14 protein-coding genes are annotated in these 18,405 nt (G+C 71.9%); 11 read left to right on the top strand and 3 right to left on the bottom strand.

Going from position 1 to position 18,405, the window contains the following annotated elements; all coding sequences use genetic code 11:
- Positions 1–244 precede the first annotated feature (244 nt).
- The 3 genes from EAO75_RS08250 (at position 245) to EAO75_RS08240 (ending at position 4,576) form a co-directional block, all read left to right on the top strand.
- On the top strand, positions 245–967 hold the full coding sequence (locus EAO75_RS08250) for an HAD family hydrolase (protein WP_147994462.1): 723 nt from the start codon (positions 245–247) through the stop codon (positions 965–967).
- A 50-nt stretch (positions 968–1,017) separates the two neighbouring features.
- Complete coding sequence (locus EAO75_RS08245) at positions 1,018–3,387, top strand: glycoside hydrolase family 65 protein (protein WP_147994461.1); 2,370 nt, start codon at positions 1,018–1,020, stop codon at positions 3,385–3,387.
- A gap of 307 nt (positions 3,388–3,694) precedes the next feature.
- The gene (locus tag EAO75_RS08240) at positions 3,695–4,576 is read left to right on the top strand and encodes a universal stress protein (protein WP_147994399.1); all 882 of its coding nucleotides are present in this window, start codon (positions 3,695–3,697) and stop codon (positions 4,574–4,576) included.
- A 3-nt stretch (positions 4,577–4,579) separates the two neighbouring features.
- On the opposite strand, the gene ppk2 is transcribed toward EAO75_RS08240, so the two are convergent.
- The gene (gene ppk2 / locus EAO75_RS08235) at positions 4,580–5,383 is read right to left on the bottom strand and encodes a polyphosphate kinase 2 (RefSeq protein ID WP_147994398.1); all 804 of its coding nucleotides are present in this window, start codon (positions 5,381–5,383) and stop codon (positions 4,580–4,582) included.
- A 138-nt stretch (positions 5,384–5,521) separates the two neighbouring features.
- Here ppk2 and EAO75_RS08230 point away from each other — a divergent pair, with 138 nt between their 5' ends.
- The 4 genes from EAO75_RS08230 (at position 5,522) to EAO75_RS08215 (ending at position 9,002) form a co-directional block, all read left to right on the top strand.
- Positions 5,522–5,863, top strand: coding sequence for a hypothetical protein (locus EAO75_RS08230; protein ID WP_147994397.1), 342 nt, complete (start codon positions 5,522–5,524; stop codon positions 5,861–5,863).
- Between the two features lie 206 nt (positions 5,864–6,069).
- Positions 6,070–6,444 carry a ferredoxin gene (locus EAO75_RS08225; protein ID WP_147994396.1) on the top strand — a complete coding sequence of 125 codons (375 nt, stop codon included), beginning with the start codon at positions 6,070–6,072 and terminating at the stop codon, positions 6,442–6,444.
- Between the two features lie 98 nt (positions 6,445–6,542).
- Positions 6,543–7,721 (top strand): acyl-CoA dehydrogenase family protein, encoded by a 1,179-nt coding sequence (locus EAO75_RS08220; protein ID WP_147994395.1) that lies wholly within the window; start codon positions 6,543–6,545, stop codon positions 7,719–7,721.
- Between the two features lie 348 nt (positions 7,722–8,069).
- Entirely contained in the window at positions 8,070–9,002 is a 933-nt protein-coding gene (locus EAO75_RS08215; protein WP_147994394.1) for a catalase family peroxidase, read from the top strand.
- 124 nt (positions 9,003–9,126) lie between these two features.
- Here EAO75_RS08215 and EAO75_RS08210 read toward each other — a convergent pair whose 3' ends face one another.
- Both EAO75_RS08210 and EAO75_RS08205 read right to left on the bottom strand, forming a co-directional pair.
- Positions 9,127–9,699: a sigma-70 family RNA polymerase sigma factor gene (locus EAO75_RS08210; protein ID WP_147994393.1), complete on the bottom strand. Its 573-nt coding sequence runs from the start codon at positions 9,697–9,699 to the stop codon at positions 9,127–9,129.
- Between the two features lie 125 nt (positions 9,700–9,824).
- A complete protein-coding gene (locus EAO75_RS08205; protein WP_147994392.1) occupies positions 9,825–10,028 on the bottom strand; it encodes a hypothetical protein in 204 nt (67 codons plus the stop codon).
- Positions 10,029–10,178: 150 nt separating this feature from the next.
- On the opposite strand from EAO75_RS08205, the gene EAO75_RS08200 reads away from it, so the two are divergent.
- The 4 genes from EAO75_RS08200 (at position 10,179) to EAO75_RS08185 (ending at position 18,292) form a co-directional block, all read left to right on the top strand.
- A complete protein-coding gene (locus EAO75_RS08200; RefSeq protein WP_147994391.1) occupies positions 10,179–13,310 on the top strand; it encodes an AfsR/SARP family transcriptional regulator in 3,132 nt (1,043 codons plus the stop codon).
- 137 nt (positions 13,311–13,447) lie between these two features.
- Positions 13,448–15,001: a GMC family oxidoreductase gene (locus tag EAO75_RS08195; RefSeq protein ID WP_147994390.1), complete on the top strand. Its 1,554-nt coding sequence runs from the start codon at positions 13,448–13,450 to the stop codon at positions 14,999–15,001.
- A gap of 146 nt (positions 15,002–15,147) precedes the next feature.
- Positions 15,148–15,990, top strand: a complete 843-nt coding sequence (locus tag EAO75_RS08190) for an oxygenase MpaB family protein (RefSeq protein WP_147994389.1) — start codon at positions 15,148–15,150, stop codon at positions 15,988–15,990.
- A 124-nt stretch (positions 15,991–16,114) separates the two neighbouring features.
- Positions 16,115–18,292 (top strand): tetratricopeptide repeat-containing serine/threonine-protein kinase, encoded by a 2,178-nt coding sequence (locus tag EAO75_RS08185; RefSeq protein ID WP_261989196.1) that lies wholly within the window; start codon positions 16,115–16,117, stop codon positions 18,290–18,292.
- Positions 18,293–18,405: the final 113 nt, after the last annotated feature.

Below are 18,405 nucleotides of genomic sequence, written 5' to 3'. Positions count from 1 at the left end.
CCCCCGCCCCAGCGGGTGTGACCCCGTGCAGCGGCCCTCCACCTCCGGCCGGTCCGGGAACACCTCCGGCCGGTCCGGGAACACCTCCGGCCGATCCGGGAACACCCCCGGCCCGTCCGGGAACACCTCCGGCCGGTCCGGGAACACCTCCGGCCCGTCCGGGAACACCCCCGGCCCGTCCGGGAACACCTCCGACCGATCCGGGGACGTCCCCGACCCGTCCGCAGCCCCGCTCGCTCCCGCGCTGCGCGATGTACGCGCCGTCGTCTTCGACACCGACGGCGTGATCACCGACTCGGCCAAGGTGCACGCCGCCGCCTGGAAGGTCGCCTTCGACGAGTTCCTGCGCGCCCATCCGCCCGCGGACCCCGACCAGCGCCGCCCCTTCGACGTGCGCGACGACTATCTGCGCCACGTCGACGGCAAGTCCCGCCTCGACGGAGCCGCGGCCTTCCTCGCCGCGCGTGGCGTCGAGCCGTCGGACGAGACGGTGCGGTCCGTCGCCGAGAACAAGGAGCGGCTCTTCACCGCGAGGCTGCGCGAACAGGGCGTCGACGCCTACCCGGGGACCGTACGGCTGGTGAAGGCCCTGCGGGCGGCAGGAGTGCCCCGTGCCGCCGCCTCCGCCTCCCGGCACGCCGGCGAGCTGCTCAGCCGGGCCGGGGTGCTCGATCTGTTCGACGCCCTCGTGGACGGCGGCGAGGCGGCCCGGCTGGGCCTCGCGGGCAAGCCGGAGCCGGACCTGTTCCTGGAGGCCGTGCGGCGCCTGGGCGCGACCGCCGACCGGGCCGCCGTCGTCGAGGACGCCCTGGCGGGTGTGGAGGCCGGCCGGCGCGGCGGATTCGCCCTGGTGGTCGGCGTGGACCGGGCCGCCGGTGCGGACACCGGCGCGCGGCTGCTGCGGCACGGCGCCGACATCGTCGTACGCGACCTCGGAGAGCTCTGCGCGGGAGGAGGGCCGAAGTGACGGACCTGGGCAGGGAGACCGACGCGACCGACCTCGGTTCGGAAGCCGAAGTGGACGGCTGGAGCTGGGAGTACGAGGGCTACACGCCCGCCGACGAACGGCTGCGCGAGTCGCTGTGCACGCTCGGCAACGGCTACTTCGCCACCCGGGGCGCGCTCCCCGAATGCGCCGCCGACGACCTCCACTATCCGGGGACCTATGTGGCCGGCATCTACAACCGGCTCACCTCCAATGTTGGGGGCCTCCAGGTGAAGAACGAGGACATGGTCAACGTCCCCAACTGGCTGCCCCTGCGCTTCCGCCTCCCAGGGGGGCACTGGATCGACCCCGACACCTCGACCGTGCTCGAACACCGGCAGATGCTGCACCTGTCAGTAGGGCTGCTGGAGCGCCGCACACGCTACGACCTGGGCGGCGACCGTGTGCTGACGGTACGCCAGCTGCGCATGGCGCATATGGCCGACCCACATCTGGCCGCCCTGCGCACCGAGTTCACGTCCGAGGGATTCTCCGGCCGGCTGGAGGTGGAGGCGGCCCTGGACGGCGGTGTCACCAACTCCGGCGTGCCGCGCTACCGGGACCTCGACGGCCGTCATCTGACCCAGATCCACACCGGTACCTCCGCCCCGGACACGGTCTGGCTGCGCTGCCGCACCCGCACCTCCGACGTCGGGATCGGCCTCGCGGCCCGGCTCACCGCCGACGAACCGGCCGCGGTCCGCCACGAACTGCCGTATGTCATCCAGCAGGTGACGATCGACCTGGCCCCCGGCCGCACGGTCACCGTCGACAAGACCGTCGCGCTGCACACCTCCCGCGACCCGGCGATCAGCGACCCGCTGCACGCCGCCGTCGACCGGGTGGGCCGCTCGCCCGGCTTCGACGCGCTGGCCGAGTCGCATCGCGCGGCGTGGGACCAGCTCTGGCGCCGGGCCGAACTCGACGTCCCCGGCGAGTCGGGCCGCATCCTGCGGCTGCACCTCTTCCACGTGCTGCAGACCCTGTCCCCGCACACCGCCGACCTCGACGTCGGCGTGCCCGCCCGGGGACTGCACGGTGAGGCCTACCGAGGCCATGTCTTCTGGGACGAACTGTTCGTGCTGCCCTACCTCAACCTGCACTTCCCGGAGGTCTCCCGCGCCTTGCTCCGCTACCGTCACCGCCGCCTCGAACAGGCCCGCACCACCGCGGCGGCGGCAGGCCGCCGGGGTGCGATGTACCCCTGGCAGAGCGGCAGCGACGGGCGCGAGGAGACCCAGCAGCTCCATCTCAACCCGCGCTCGGGACGCTGGCTGCCGGACCACTCCCATCTCCAGCACCATGTGGGCTCGGCGATCGCCTACAACGTGTGGCAGTACTGCGAGGCGAGCGGCGACATGGAGTTCCGGCACACCAAGGGCGCCGAAATGCTGTTGCAGATCGCCCGCTTCTGGGCCGACAAGGCCGTCTACGACGACAGCCTGGCCCGCTACCGCATCAAGGGCGTCGTCGGCCCCGACGAGTACCACGAGGCATACCCCGACGCCGACCTGCCCGGCCTGGACGACAACGCCTACACCAACGTCACCGCGGCCTGGGTGCTCGCCCGCACCCTGGAGCTGCTGGACACCCTGCCCGAGCCCCGCCGCCGCGAACTCGCCGAACGCACCGGCCTGGACAGCGGTGAACTCGAACTCTGGGAGGACGTCTCCCACACGCTGCACGTCCCCTTCCACGACGACGTCATCAGCCAGTTCGCGGGCTACGGCGAGTTGTCCGAACTCGACTGGCACGGCTACCGCGGCCGCTACGGCGACATCCGCCGGCTGGACCGGATCCTGGAGGCGGAGGGCGACACCGTCAACCGCTACAAGGCCTCCAAACAGGCCGACGTCCTGATGCTCGGCTACCTCTTCTCACCGGCCGAACTGCGGGACCTGCTCGCCCGGTTGGGCCACCGGCTGGACGAGGACATGTGGCGGCGCACCGTCGACTACTACATGCACCGCACCAGCCACGGCTCCACCCTCAGCGGCCTGGTCCACGGCTGGGTGCTGGCCAGGTGCCGGCGCAGCGAGGCGTGGACGTTCGTCCAGGAGGCCCTCCAGGGCGACATCGCCGACGTCCAGGGCGGCACCACCGGGGAGGGCATCCACCTGGGCGCCATGGCCGGCACTCTGGACCTCGTCCAGCGCGGGCTGACCGGCCTGGAAACCCGGGACGGCGCGCTGTGGCTCGACCCCGTGCCCCTGCCCGAACTGTCCACGTACGGGTTCGCTCTGCGCTACCAGGAGAACTGGGGCGTCCGGCTGCGTCTGGAGCGGGGACTGCTGGAGATCGAGGTCCCGTCCTCCGACGCCTCACCGATCGACGTACGGCTCCCGGACCGCGAGGTGTCCCTCCAGCCGGGGGAGAAGGGACGGCTGGTCCTGCCGGACTGACCGGCTCGTGCCGGTCCGCTCCCGTCCCGTCCCGTCCGGTGCGCAATGGGGCCGGCGGAGGGAGGCTGGGAGGACAACGGTCGACGGTCCGGCACCGGGCACCGGTCACCGATGGTGAGTGGGTCGCCCAGGCGCGGAGCCGTCGTACGGCGCCCGCCGATCCCGGAGCGACGGGGGGCGTACGGAGTTGAGGATCACGGTGCGGAGCTGACCGTAGGGCGCCCGCCGAGTCCGGCCCGCGCAGACGGTCCCGAGCAGACGGTCCCGCGCCCGCGGATCCTGCCCGGGGACCGGAAAGGGGAACGCGATGATGGGCCCGGTTGTCGTAGGGGTGGACGGTTCGCCGTCGAGCTTGGCGGCCGTGGAGGTCGCGGCCCGCGAGGCCGGGCTGCGCGGCGTCGGGCTGCGGCTGGTGCACGCCTTCGGCCGGCCGGCCGCGCACATCCCGCACGGCGGGCGGCCCTGGGAGCCCAGCGGCGCCGGGATGCGCGAGCTGATCGACGGCACGCTCACCAAGGCGGAGCGGCGGGCGCACGAAACGGGACCCGGCGTCGAGATCATGCGCGAGGTCGTCGTCGGGGAACCGGTGACGGTGCTGGAGATCGAGTCGCGCACCGCGTCCCTGGCCGTGGTCGGCAGCCGGGGCCTGAGCCGGTTCGGCGCGCTGCTGCTCGGCTCCACCGCCGGTCACCTGGCCGCCCATGCCGCCTGCCCGGTGCTGGTGGTGCGTCGCAGGCCTCACCCGGCCGGGCCCGTTCTCCTCGCCGTGGACGGCTCGCCCGCGGCGCGCGGCGCGGTCGAGTACGCCTTCGCGCACGCCTCCCTGCACGGCGTGCGGCTACAGGCGCTGCATGCCTGGAGCATCCGGACCGAGCGCTCCTACGGCGCTCCCGCCGACCCGCCCTTCGTGACGTACGACGAGGACCGGCTGCAGGACGAGGAGGAGCGCGTGCTCGCCGAGGCGCTGGGCGGGCTGCGCGACCGGTATCCCGATGTCGCAGTGGAGCGCCGGCTGGTGCGCGGCCGGGTGCGGCACTCCCTCATCGAGGCCAGTGCCGACGCCGGGCTCGTGGTGGTCGGCGCGCGCGGGCGCGGCGGTTTCGCCGGGCTGCTGCTCGGCTCGGTCAGTCAGGCGGTGCTGCACCACGCCGAGTGCCCGGTCGCCGTGGTCCGGACCGAGGGGACCTGAGGCTCAGAGGTTCGCCGCGTGGTCGGGGACGTAGTTCTGGAGCTCGCGGGGCGGTCGCCGGTAGCCGGTCGACTCCGGGCGATCGGGCAGCTGAAGGACCGGTGGGGGCACGTCCTGGTACGGCACGGAGCCCAGCAGGTGGGCGATCATGTTGAGCCGCGCCCGGCGCTTGTCGTCACTCTCGACCACGTACCAGGGCGCCTCGGTGACGTCGGTGTGCACCAGCATCTCGTCCTTGGCCCGCGAGTAGTCCTCCCAATGGGTGATGGACTCCAAGTCCATGGGGGACAGCTTCCAGCGGCGCAGTGGATCCTCCAGCCGGCGCCGGAAGCGCTCCTGCTGCTCCTCGTCGCTCACCGAGAACCAGTACTTGCGCAGCAGGATCCCGTCCTCCACCAGCATCCGCTCGAAGATGGGGCACTGCCGCAGGAAGAGCTGGTACTCCTCCTTTGTGCAAAAGCCCATGACGCGCTCGACGCCCGCCCGGTTGTACCAGCTCCGGTCGAACAGCACGATCTCCCCGGCGGCCGGCAGATGCTCGACGTACCGCTGGAAGTACCACTGGGTGCGCTCGCGCTCGGTCGGCTTGGGCAGAGCCGCGATCCGGGCGACGCGTGGGTTGAGGTGTTCCGTGGCGCGCTTGATGGTGCCGCCCTTGCCCGCCGCGTCCCGCCCCTCGAAGATCACGACCAACCGGGCGCCCGCCGCGCGGACCCACTCCTGAAGCCTCACCAACTCCGTCTGGAGGCGCAGCAGTTCCTTCTCGTACGTCTTGCGGGGCAGCTTCTCCGCCTTGTCGCCGCTCATGTCGCCTCCCGCAGCCGTGCTCGAACACCGGAACAGCATCGAACAGCACCGTACTGACCCCTGACGAGTGGTGCACCCCGGACGTCCGCTCGCGACCCGGGCGTGGGCCCACGACGGGCGGGCGGGCAGGATGGGCGCATGGACGGTGCCGATCCACACATCCACGTCGACCGGCGAGTGACCCGTGACGACGCCCGGGTGCGCAATCTGCTGGCCGGCACGTTCGGTCTGGTCGGTGATCTGCCCGAGCGGGTCACCACCGGCTGTGGGCTGCGGGTCCCGTACGCGATGACCTCGTCACGGCCGGAGAGCGTCACCTGCCTGGCCTGCCGTGAGCACGGCCGTGACCAGCACATCCGCTCCGCCGAGCAGATCGAGCGGCTGGGCGCGATGCCGGGGGCCGCGATCACCGGGGCGGAGGCGGGCCGGGTGGCGGAGCATCACCGGGACCTCGCGCGGAGGTTCGCCGACGGCGGATGAGGCGTGTGTGGGTGGGGGGACCCTTCCGGGCGGAGAGCGGCCCTCGGCCAGCGGCRCCTCAAGAGTGTGGGCCCACCTGTGGGCCCACTCCATGTGGTCGACCCACACCTCATGCACCCGCCCACCGTGTGATCCGTCCATCGCGGCCGGCCAGAACCCCGGGAAACCCGGGGTTTGGCCCCACCCGCTGCGGCTACCCGGCCTGTGTGACCACGACGACATCCCAGCAACAGCTCGTCCAGTTCCTGGAGGACCGCTTCACGTGTGCCCAGGCCTGCACCGACTGCGCCCGGGCCTGTGCCCGGCGCGCGAGCCTGGTGGATCCGGACGGGACCCGGGAACAGGAACTCGTGCGGCGCAGGGGCATCATGTGCGCCGAGGTCTGCGACGCGACCTGCCATGTGCTGTCCGAGCAGAACCTCCTCGACGAGGCCGCGATCCGCGCCCAGCTGGAGTGGTGCCGGTCGGTCTGCCTCGAGTGCGCGCACGCCTTCGAGGCGCAGCCCGGCGGCGAGGCGACGGCCGAGGCGTGCCGGAAGTGCGCGCGGGCTTGCACCGACTTCATGGGAACTCTTACGTGAGCGACTTCATGGCGACCCCTGCCTGACCGTTCCCAATTTCTGGAACACGTTCTACGGTGTGCGCCGTCAGGACCGCTCTTGGGGAGCCTGGAGGCGCCGTGCATCTCGAATACACGCCCGAGCAGCAGCGGCTGCGCAGCGAACTGCGCGACTACTTCGCCGAACTGGTGCCGGACCTCGCACAGACCCGCTTCACCGACCCGGCAGCCCAAAAGCGCCACTACCGCCGCACGATCCGTCGGCTCGGCGCGGACGGCTGGCTCGGTGTGGGCTGGCCCAAGGAGTACGGCGGACGCGGCCTGACCACCATCGAACAGTTCATCTTCTTCGACGAGGCCGCCCAGGCGGGCGTACCGCTGCCCCTCATGGCGCTCAACACCGTCGGCCCGACGATCATGCAGTACGGCACGGACGAACAGAAGTCGTACTTCCTGCCGAAGATCCTCTCCGGCGAGATCGACTTCGCGATCGGCTACAGCGAGCCCGAGGCGGGCACCGACCTCGCGTCCCTGAAGACGCGCGCGGTACGCGACGGCGACGAATACGTGGTCAACGGCCAGAAGATCTGGACCACCAACGGCGACACGGCCGACTGGGTCTGGCTGGCGACCCGCACCGACCCGGACGCCCCGCCCCACAAGGGCATCACCATGCTCCTCGTCCCCACCACCGACCCCGGCTACTCCTGCACCCTCATCAACACCCTCGCCTCGCACGACACCACCGCCAGCTACTACGAGAACATCCGGGTTCCCGTCTCCCGCCGCGTCGGCGCCGAGAACCAGGGCTGGCGCCTGATCACCAACCAGCTCAACCACGAGCGCGTCACCCTCGCCGCCCACGGCACCATGGCGATCCGCGCGCTGCACGACGTCCAGCGCTGGGCCATGGAGACCAAGCTCGCCGACGGCCGCCGGGTCATCGACCTGCCCTGGGTACGCCGCCGCCTCGCCCAGACCCACACCAGGCTCGACGCGCTCAAGCTCCTCAACTGGCGGATGGTGAGCGCCGTCCAGGACGGCACGCTCACCCCGCAGGACGCCTCCGCCGTGAAGGTCTACGGTTCCGAGGCGCGCCGTGACGCCTACGCCTGGCTGATGGAGATCGTCGCCGCACCGGGGGCGCTGAAGGAGGGCTCGGCGGGCGCCGTTCTGCACGGTGAGCTGGAGCGCGGCTACCGCTCGGCCGTGATCTTCACCTTCGGCGGCGGCAACAACGAGATCCAGCGGGAGATCATCTCGTGGATCGGTCTGGGGATGCCGCGGGTACGGCGTTAGCCTGCTGCGACCGCCGACGGCACCGCGTTCTCGGGGGACCGATCGGCCGATCGCGTGGATCGGTGGGTGCGGCGGGCAACCGGTGGGTCCGAGCACGGACCGCCCGACGCGGTCAGCTGAGGCGTGGCGCAGGCACCCCGCATTGCGAACGAGAGCCGCGGACTGAGGCTTTCCGGGGGCCGTGCATCTGGGGCGTAGGACGGATGTGCGGGCCAACGGTGAACCCCCCGGTGCTACGGGTCGTAGAGACCACAGCCAAAGCGCGTGCCGGACGATCTCGCATTGCCGGACTACTGGAGCCGGCGCGCTGAGTCGAGGTACCCGCTGTGCTCTTGGAGGAGAAGTCTCATGTCGAACGATCCGGTCGCCCCCACGGTCGTGCAGGTGGTGGACAGCATGGAGCGGATGGGCTCAGGGCCGTACCCGGGGTTGCGCCGGTCCAGCGCACGGGGTGTCTGCTTCGTGGGGACGTTCACGCCGACCGGCCAGGCCGCGGGGCTGAGCACGGCCGCCCACTTTCAGCATCGGCCGGTTCCGGTGACGGTGCGGTTCTCGAACTCGGAGGGGAATCCGCACGTTCCTGACGCCGCGCCGGTCACCCGTGGCATGGCGACCCGCTTCCACCTGCCGGACGGCACGCACACCGACCTTCTCGGCATCACCGTGCCGCTGTTCGTGGCGTCCACTCCGGCCGAATTCCACGGGCTGACCGAGGCGTTGAGGCCGGACGCCGTCGATGGCCGTCCTGACCCGGCAGCCGTGCAGGCCCACGTCACGGCGCACCCGCAACTCGCGGCGGCGATCACGCAGGTGCCGCCGGTGCCGGTCAGCTACGGCAGCGCCGCGTACTGGGCCGTGCATGCCTTCATCTGGGTCGACGCCGTGGGCGCGCGGCAGCCGGTGCGGTATCGCTGGGAGCCGGAGGCGGGCCGTGCGGAGCTGACCGCCGAGGAGGCCGCCACCCGCGCAGCGGACTATCTGACCCGGGAGTTCCACGAGCGGCTGCGGCACGGCCCGGCCGCGTTCACGCTCCACGCACAGCTGGGTGAGGACGGCGACCCCACGCACGACCCCACCGTCGCGTGGCCCGAGGAGCGCAAAGAGCTGACGATCGGGCGGTTGGAGCTCACCACGCCGGTCGAGGACCAGGAGCACTGGGACGGGCAGAAGTTCGACCCGACGCGGCTCACGGCCGGGATCGAGCTGTCGGACGACCCCGTGCTCGCCTTCCGGGCACACGCCTACGCCGAGTCCTTCAGCAGGCGCAGCCGGCACAGCTGATCCACCGCGCGCAGGCGTCCTGCGGCGCTCGGCCGTGCCCTGACGGGCGTGGCCGGGCGCTGACGCGTACAACCGTTACCGAGGCAGCGTGCCGACCCTGCCCCGATGATCCGGCCGTGCCGCGTCAGGGGACGTAGCCGCGCTCGGCCAGGGCCGTCCGCAAGGCCTTGAGCGCCAGGTGCGTACGGGACTTGACGGTTCCCGGCGGTATGCCGAGCGTCTTCGCCGTCCGGGCCACCGACTGGTCCAAGTACAGGACGTGGACCAGCACTTCGCGGTGCTGCAGCGAGAGGCCCGCCAGAGCTTCGCGAACCACTTTCGCGGTGTGGAGGGTCTCGGTGTGATCGGACACCGGCAGTTCGACGAGCACCTCGTCGGTCGTCTCCGGAGGGCGCCTTCGCCTGGCGCGCCGACCGTCGATGACGAGATTGCGCAGGACATGCCCGAGCCATGAGCGGATGCCCATGGCTTGCGGGTCGAGCGAGTCCGCGTGCCGCCAGGCGCGCAGCACCGTCTCCTGGACGAGGTCCTGGGCGTGATGGCTGTCGCCGGCGAGCAGTCCGGTGGCCACTCTCAGCAGAAACGCGCCGTGTTGGTCGTACACGGCGCGGATGAACTGCTCCGCCCGGGTGTTGTCGCACCGGCCGCTGCCGTGGCAGCCCGGCCGCCCGTCGCGGTTCAAGGTGTCGTGCGTCATGGGGAACCCCTCCGGCGCACCCGCTCCGCACGGGGAGGCCGTCTCATCGAACTGGATGAGACGACCGTCGCGGCACCCGCTTTCCTCGTGCCTTCCTCGCGCTTACCCGCGCCTGTCGGCCGTGCTCAGTCCGGATCGACGACGCTCCGGACCGCCGCTTCCCGCAGTGGGGTCACCTTGTCTCCCCAGTCGCCGACGATCACCTCGCTCGGAACCGATCGGAGGGTGGAGAGCGTGGCCATCAGTTGTGCGGCCTCGTCCGCACAGGCGGGGCACCTGCGCAGGTGCCCCGCGATCCGTTCGGACGTGCGGGGGTCCAGTGCCGTCATCGCGTGGAGAACGAGTGCGGCTTGTTCTTGCCGGCATGTCACCTTGCCTCCTGTGAAGTAGTGCGTCACCTCCGCTGTTCGCTCTACGAGCACGCTGTCGGGTCGGTTCACGGACACGGTCCGGTGCGCAGACGGGGGACAATGCCGGGCATGCGCATTCGATTGCTCGGCCGCCTCGAACTTGCAGGTGACGGCGGCGCGGTGGCCGTGCCCGGGGCGGTACCCCGCGCGATCCTCGGCTGTCTGCTGCTCGCCGACGGCGATGTCGTGCAGCGCGATGCCCTCATCGACGTCGTCTGGGGAGAGCGGGAGGCCAAGGACCCCGTCAACGCCCTCCAGGTCCAGATCACCAAGATCCGCGCGGCTCTCGCGGCCGTGGGCGAGGACGGCCGACTGCTGTTCCGGCACGGCGGGTACCGGATCGTCCTGGGACCGGGCGACGACATCGACGTACCGCTGTACGAGGCCGACGTACAAGAGGGCCGCAAGCGCCTGGCCGAAGGGGCGTACCGCCAGGCAGAAGAGCGTCTTCGGCGGGGCCTGTCGCGATGGCACGGCCAGGCGCTGGAAGATCTGCCGGGCCGGTTCTTCGACGGTGAACGGGCACGTCTGGAGGACCTGCGCCAAAGCGCTCTGGAGGACGCCGCCTTCGCCGCCGTGGAACTCGGGCGCGCCGACGAGGTCATCGCCGAGCTGAAGGCGCTGGTCGCGACGGTACCGCTGCGCGAGCGCTCCCGGGCCCGGCTCATGCTCGCGCTCCACCGCGGCGGCCGGCCCGCCGAGGCATTGGAGGTCTACGAGACCGGCCGCCGCCTCCTGCGATCCGAACTCGGCGCCGACCCGTCGTCCGAGCTCCGTCAGCTGCATGCCGCGATCCTCCGCGACGAGGATCCGGTTCGCGGGCTGCTTGCCGTGAGCTCGGAAGCGAGGCCGGAGCCGTCCCGCCGTCCTGCCGCTTCTCGGGCGGCGTCCACCGAGGGCAATCTGGTCCGGCCGCTGGGGAAGTTCATCGGGCGCCGCGACGCCGTCGACGCCGTACGTGCCATGGTCGCCCGTGAGCGCTTGGTGACCGTGCTGGGGCCGGGCGGCGTGGGAAAGACCCGACTGGCGCTCGAGGTCTGCGCGCTGTCGGTCCGCTCCTACGACGCCGTCTGGTGGGTCGACCTGGCGCCGGTCGACGTCGCTGCCGTCCCCGCGGCGATCGCGGGCACGCTCGGCTTGTCGGACACCTCGGTGCGTCCCGACCAGCGCCCCCACGACTACGTCCACCGGCTCACGTCGTTCCTGGCCGGGCGACGAACCCTCCTGGTCCTGGACAACTGCGAGCATCTGCTCGACGCCGTCGCGCCGGTGGTCGCAACCCTGCTGAGCGCATGCCCCGCACTGACCGTCATCACCACGAGCAGGGCGCCGCTGGAGATATCCACCGAGGCGCTTTATCCGCTGTCGCCGATGACCGACGACGAAGCCGCCCGGCTCTTCGTCGCCCGCGCCGTCATGGCTGATCCCGCGTTCGCCGTGGCTGCCACGCAGGAGAGCGCGATGCGCGACGTCCGCTCCCTGTGCGGCAGGCTCGACGGCCTGCCGCTGGCAGTGGAACTGGCCGCCGCCCACGTCCGCCTGCTCTCGGTCCGGGAGATCGAGGCCCGCCTCGACAACCGTTTCGCCCTGCTGGCCAAAGGGGACCGCACCGCACCGCCCAGGCACCGCACCCTGCGAGCGGTGCTCGACTGGAGCTACGACCTCCTGGACGAGAGCGCACAGCAGGTGCTCACACAGCTGGCCCTGTACGCAGGCGGCTGCTCCATCGAAACGGCGGAGGAGATCGCCCCGTTCCCACCGACGGACGACTCGGAATCGCTCACCGTCCTGGCCCGTCTGGTCGACAGTTCCCTTCTGGTCCCCACCACCACACCCTTCGGCAGCCGACTGCGGATGCTGGAGACGGTCCGCGAGTACGCGCTCATACGGCTACGGGAATCGGGCTTCGCGCAGGACGCCGAGGAACGCTTCATGGGCTGGGCCGCGGACTTCGCCCGGGAAGCCGCCGAGGGCGTCGCCTCCGGCGACCAGCAGTGGTGGGCCCGACGGCTCACCGAGGAGGGCGCGAACCTCCGCGCGGCCTCCGAACTCATGGCGGCCGGCGCCCGCCCCTCCCGATCGCTGCTGCTGGAAGCGCGCCTGGGCTACTACTGGTTCATCAGCGGACGTGAGGAGGAAGGCATCGAACCTCTGCGGCGCAGCCTGCGGGCGTACGACGCCGCCGCGGAGGACACCGGAACGCGGCCGATCGGGGATGACGAGGAGTGGGCGCTCTTCTACACGATCGCCTGGCTGGTCTGGCTGAACTACATGTCGGGTCGCTACGCCGAGGCCGGCGCACTGGCCGAGCGGCACCGCGAGGTCTGGCGGCGCGCGAGGAACCCCGTCCTCGCCGTGCTGGGGCGCTGCTACGACCCGCTGCACGCGATGCTGAACGGGCGGGAGGATCTTGAGCAGTTGTTCGTCACGGCGGACGCCGCCGTGACGGGCACGGATCTGTACTGGGAGCGGGTCGTCCTGCAGACCAAATGGTCGATGTACTGCCTTCGGCACGGGGACGCCGAAGGCGCCCGCGGGCACGCCCTGACCGCCGTGGAGGTTGCCACCGCGGCCGACGACGCCTTCGCCCGAGCCTGGTCGCTCACCCTCTGCGGCGACGCGGAGGAGAGCGACGGTCGTCGCGAAAGCGCGCGGCGCCGCTGGACCGAGGCCGCGGCCGTCTTCGGCTCCGTCGGCGCCCGCATCCGGTGGGCGTACGCCGTTCTGCGCGTCGGATTCCTTGATCTCGCCGAGGGCGACCACGCCGCGGTCGAGCGGCGGTTGACGGACGTACACCGCCTGGCGGACGAGATCGGCGCCGAGGATCTGCACGCGGCGGTCGGCAATCTGCGCGGTGTGCTGATGCTCCAGGGCGGCCGGCTCTCCGAGGCGGCGGCCGCATTCCGCCGTACCTGGGCGAACTCCACGGCTCCGCTCGACCGCAGAGCCGTCGCGGGCGCGGGCCTGGCAGCGGTCCGGCACGCGGCCGGCGAACCGGGCCACGGGGACGACGCCCGGCCGCACATCGACCTGGTGCGTGAGATGCAGTCGCGACTGCTCGAACCGCAGGCCCGCCGTGCCGTCGGCGTCCTCCTCGACAGCCTGGAAGCCCACCGGCACACACCGCCCACGCACACCGACGCGCTCCGCACGCACGACTGGCCGCTCGGCGGCCCCTCCGTCCTCGCGGCCTTCTGCTGAAACCCGCCCCGTCCACGGACGCCCCCGCGCGGGACGCCCGATGCCGTCGGCAGTGAACCTGCCCGGCGCCGAGGTCGTAGAGACCCCTGGCGCCAGAGCAGGACGACAGCACGGACGACAACGACGGGACAGAGACAATGAACGACTACGACTACGACTTCGTCGTGGTGGGTGCGGGAACCGCGGGCTGCGTGCTCGCAGCCCGACTGTCGGAGAACCGGGCCACGCGCGTCCTCCTGATCGAGGCCGGCGCCGACAAGGCTCCCGACAACCCGCTGGACTACGTCGGCATGTGGGACTCCGGCGTCGACTGGTCGTTCCGCAGCACGCCCCAGGCAGGACTGGACGGCGTGGTCGTTCCGGTGCCGCGCGGCCGGGTGATCGGGGGCAGCAGCGCCATCAACTCGATGGCGCACGTCCGCGCCCACCGATCCAGCTACGACGCGTGGGAACAGGCCGGGGCCACGGGCTGGAACTTCGACACCCTGCTGCCGTATCTCCGGCGCAGCGAGCGGGCCGACGGCATGGCCCCCCGGTGGCGTGGCACGGACGGACCCATGCGGGTGGCCCCGGGTCCGGCGGCGGAGCCCGGATCCTTCTACGACGCCTGCTACCGGGCCGCTGCCGAGTCCGGCGCGCCCACCACGGCGGACGGAAACGGCGAGCAGACCGAGGGGGTCGCGCGCACCGAGATGAACCTCGTGGACTTCGCCCGCCAGAGCGCCGCCGACGCCTATCTCGGCCAGGCCCGCGACCGGCCGAACCTCACCGTCGTCGCGGACGCGTTCGTCCAGCGGCTGCTCTTCGAAGGGCGCCAGTGCACCGGCGTGGAATACATCCTCGGCGGACAGCGGCGCACGGCACGGCCCGCCCGGGACGTCGTGCTCGCGGCGGGAGCGATCGGATCACCGCACCTGTTGCTGGCGTCGGGGGTCGGGCCGGCCGAACAGCTACGGCGCCTCGCCATCGACGTCGTACACCACCTGCCCGGCGTCGGGGAGAACCTGCAGGACCACCCCTTCGCCCAGGTCACGTTCACGACGAGGGAGCCCGTCGACGCCGGCGGCATGCCGGACACCCCGCACGTGGTGCTGCGCAGCGACCCGGCCGCGGACCCGGACCTGCAACTCGTGTTCGTGCACTTTCCCCTGCCGCACCGAGGGCCCGGCGCAGCCGTGGAACCGTGGGGCAGTTCGGCCTGGCAGCCGGAGCGGATGGACGGCTACTCGGTCCTCTGCTCACTGCAGCGGCCGTACAGCCGCGGCAGCCTCGAGCTGGCCGATCCCGATCCCCGCGAGTCCCCCCTCATCGATCTCGGCTACTACACGGATCCACGCGACCTGGACCTGATGGTGACCGCCCTGCGTCGAGCCCGTCGGATGGGTACCGCGAACGCGCTGGATCCGTGGCGGACCGGCGAGTTGGCCCCGGGCGAGGAGGTCATCGGCGACGCGGAGATGCGCGAGTACGTCAAACTGGCCACCAGCTCGTACGGCCACCTCGTGGGCACCTGTGCCATCGGCACCGGCGAACGCGCCGTCGTGGACCCGGACCTCCGGGTACATGGCATCGGCGGCCTCAGGGTCGCGGACGCCTCCGTCATGCCCTCGATCGTCGCCGCCAACACCAACGCGACCGTACTCGCCGTCGCCGAGCGTGCCGCGGCGATCCTCACGGGACAGAGCGCCTAGGACGACGGCCGGGTGCGGACCGACAGGGGCCCGCACCCGGCCGCCGTGTGGTCTTTGCCGGGCAGAAACCCACGGCAGAGCGGTCTAAAGCACAGGTCAGCGGCGACATCACGTGACAACCACTGGCTGCGGTCATACTTGCGGGCATGGGCGATCCCGGGCTGTTCACGCCGAACTCGGTGACCTGGCAGATACACGGCGACCCGATCATGTGGGTCGCCGGAATCCGCGCGCTCTATCTCCAGGCCCTGCACCCGCGCGCCGTACGCGGCGTCATGCAGAACTCCGACTTCCGGCACGACGCCTGGGGCCGGCTGCTGCGCACCGCCAACTTCGTCGGGACGATCACGTACGGCACCACCGAGGCCGCCGAGAAGGCCGGCGCCCGCGTGCGAAGGATCCACAGCCTGCTGGGCGCCACCGATCCGGACACGGGGGAGCGCTACGGCGTGGGCGAACCCGAACTGCTGCTGTGGGTGCACTGCGCCGAGATCGACTCCTACCTCCAGGTCGCGCGGCGCTCCGGCCTCCCCCTCACCGACGCACAGGCCGACCGGTACATATCCGAACAGCAGGTGAGCGCCCGCCTGGTGGGCCTCGACCCCGACGCCGTACCGGCGAACCGGGCGGAGATGGCGGCGTACTTCGAGAAGGTGCGCCCCGAGCTGGCGTGCGGACCCGAGGCTCGCGCGGTGGACGACTTTCTGCTCCGCCCGCCGACGCACCCCCTCCTCGTCCCGGCGCGCGAGGTGCTGTGGCGGCGCGTGGCGCAGCTGGCATACGCCGCCCTGCCGCCGTACGCCCACGAGCTGTACGGCAGACCCGCCCCGAAACCCGCCACCGTCACCCGTCAGTTGCGTGCCACAGGCACCCTGCTGCGCTGCGTTCCCGCACGTCTGCGCTGGCAACTCCCGCCCAAACACATCCTGCGCGCCATGGCACGACTCGGTCCCGGCTCGCGCCCGGCACCGTACAAACTCGGACGATAGCTCGCCATACTGGACGCCCAACTCGCGTCCGTCGTGCGGGCGTTCCTCGGGGCGCTTGGCCAGCAGGTCGAGGATGACCTTCTCGAAGTACTCGGGCAGCTCGGCGCGGTGACTGCGCGGCGGTATGGGCGAGGTGTGGCGTGCGCGCGACGAGTCGCTGGGCCGGCACGTCGCCGTGAAGTGCCTGAAGCCGATGGGACCCCACCACGACCACTCCTTCACCCGTGTCCTGCGGGAGCGGTTTCGCCGCGAGGCCCGGGTGGCCGCGGCCCTCCAGCACCGCGGTGTCACCGTCGTCCACGACTTCGGCGAGTCCGACGGCATCCTGTTTCTGGTCATGGAGCTGCTTCAGGGCCGCAACCTCAGCCAGCTCCTGGAGGACAACAAGCACCATCCGCTGCCTGTCCCGGACGTCGTCGAGATCGCCGAGCAGGTCGCCGCCGCCCTTGCCTACACCCACCAGCAGGGCATCGTGCACCGCGACCTGAAGCCGGCGAACATCATGCGGCTCGCCGACGGCACGGTGAAGATCTGCGATTTCGGCATAGCGCGCCTCGCCCACGACATCGGCTTCACCTCCCGGCTGACCGGCACCGGCATCGCGATGGGCACCCCGCACTACATGTCGCCGGAGCAGATCGGCGGGGAGGAGGTGGACCAGCGCAGCGACCTGTACTCGCTGGGGTGCGTGTTGTACGAGATCGCCACCGGGGTACCGCCCTTCGACCTCGACGACCCCTGGGCGATCCTCGTCGGCCACCGCGACACCCCGCCCCGGCCGCCGCGCAGTCACCGCGCCGAGCTGCCCGAGTACTTCGAGAAGGTCATCCTCGACCTGCTGGCCAAGCGCCCCGAGGAACGCCCGCACGACGGACGCGAGTTGGGCCGCCGGATCGGTCTGGGCCGTACGACACCCGCGTACGTGCCGACCGTGGTGACCCCGCAGCCGGCCCTCAGGCCCCCGGAGCCCCTCGCCCGCGGGCCCCGCCTGCCGTCCTGGACCCGAGGCATGACCACCGGCCACAAGGCCACCGGCGCGGGACTGCGCACCACACCTCCCGACGCCGGGGCCGGACTCACCGGCGAGTGGATCCCGCGGCCCACCACCGGCCGGCCCGAGGAGACCGCCGCGCCCGAGGTGCCGTCCGCCCCGTCCGCGGCGACGCTCACCGCGCTCGCCGGACGGCACAACGCCGGACTGAGCCTCGGCCGGCTGGGCCGCTGGGCCGAGGCGGGCGAAGTGCACCGGGCCGTCGCCGCCGAGCGCGAGCACCTCCTCGGACCCGACCACCCCGACACCCTCGCCAGCCGCTACGAGGTGGCGTTCACCCTCAGCCGTACCGGCCGCGCCGCCGACGCCCTGCGCGAGTACAAGCACGTCGCCCGCGCCCGCAGTCTCTCCCTCGGCCCGGACCACCCCGACACGCTCGCCGCCCGGCAGGAAATGGCCTACGTGCTCGGTCAGTTGGGCCGCCACTTCGACGCGCACCAGGTCTACACGTCCGTGCTTCTCGCCCGCGAGCGCAGCATGGGCGCCGAGCACCCCGACACCCTGCGCTGCCGCCACAACCTCGCCTTCAATCTCAGCAGGCTCGGCCGCCTGGAGGACTCGTACCGCATGGCCGACGAAGTCGCCGCCGCCCGCTCCCGCATCCTCGGCCCGCACCACCCCGACACCCTGGTCACTCGTTACGAAGTCGCCTACGCGCTCGGCCAGTTGGGGCGCTGGGCGGAGGCCCTGCAGACCTACGGCGAGGTCGCCGACGCCCGCGCCCAGGCGCTCGGACCCGACCACCCCGACACCCTCGCCGCCCGCTACGAGGTCGGCATCAGCCTCGGCCGCCTCGGGCGCAGCGCGGAGGCGCTCCGGCTCTACCAGGACCTCGTCGACAACCGCACCCGCGTCCACGGCCCCGCCCACCCCGAGACCCTGCGCGCCCGCCACGGCCTCGGCGTCAACCTCGGCCGGCTCGGGCGCTGGGAGGAGGCCCTCGCCGAGTCCCGCGACGTGTGCGCGATCCGTGAGCGGGTGCTGGGCCCCGACCACCCGGACACCCTGGTCAGCCGTCGCGAGGTCGCCGTTGGTCTCGGCTGGCTGGGCCGCTGGCCGGACGCGCTCACCGAGTACCGCAGGGTGGCCACCGCCCGCGAACGCGTCCTCGGCGCCGACCACCCCGACACCCTCGCCAGCCGCAACGACGAGGCCCACTGCCTTCAACAGCTCGGCCGCGGCGCGGAGGCGGTCGAGCTGTACCGGAGGGTGGCGGTGCTGCGCCAGCAGCGGGCGTCGGGCGGACAGTGATCCCGGCCCTCGCGGCTCACCGGGCCGAGCACCAACTGCCGTAATCCGCCCCCTTGTTGTGATATTGGACGGCGGTCACACTGCCTCTGGCAACGCTCCGACCGAGACGGAGG

This window comes from Streptomyces sp. UW30 (genome assembly GCF_008042075.1).
GTDB lineage: Bacteria > Actinomycetota > Actinomycetes > Streptomycetales > Streptomycetaceae > Streptomyces.
This window is presented reverse-complemented; position numbering and strand designations above follow the sequence as displayed.

Bases quoted from the DNA above. Each gene is read 5' to 3' on its own strand.
- EAO75_RS08240 (WP_147994399.1), top strand. From the start codon at position 3,695: ATGATGGGCCCGGTTGTCGTAGGGGTGGACGGTTCGCCGTCGAGCTTG.
- ppk2 (WP_147994398.1), bottom strand. From the start codon at position 5,383: ATGAGCGGCGACAAGGCGGAGAAGCTGCCCCGCAAGACGTACGAGAAG.
- EAO75_RS08230 (WP_147994397.1), top strand. From the start codon at position 5,522: ATGGACGGTGCCGATCCACACATCCACGTCGACCGGCGAGTGACCCGT.
- EAO75_RS08215 (WP_147994394.1), top strand. From the start codon at position 8,070: ATGTCGAACGATCCGGTCGCCCCCACGGTCGTGCAGGTGGTGGACAGC.
- EAO75_RS08210 (WP_147994393.1), bottom strand. From the start codon at position 9,699: ATGACGCACGACACCTTGAACCGCGACGGGCGGCCGGGCTGCCACGGC.
- EAO75_RS08205 (WP_147994392.1), bottom strand. From the start codon at position 10,028: ATGACGGCACTGGACCCCCGCACGTCCGAACGGATCGCGGGGCACCTG.
- EAO75_RS08200 (WP_147994391.1), top strand. From the start codon at position 10,179: ATGCGCATTCGATTGCTCGGCCGCCTCGAACTTGCAGGTGACGGCGGC.
- EAO75_RS08195 (WP_147994390.1), top strand. From the start codon at position 13,448: ATGAACGACTACGACTACGACTTCGTCGTGGTGGGTGCGGGAACCGCG.
- EAO75_RS08190 (WP_147994389.1), top strand. From the start codon at position 15,148: ATGGGCGATCCCGGGCTGTTCACGCCGAACTCGGTGACCTGGCAGATA.
- EAO75_RS08185 (WP_261989196.1), top strand. From the start codon at position 16,115: ATGGGCGAGGTGTGGCGTGCGCGCGACGAGTCGCTGGGCCGGCACGTC.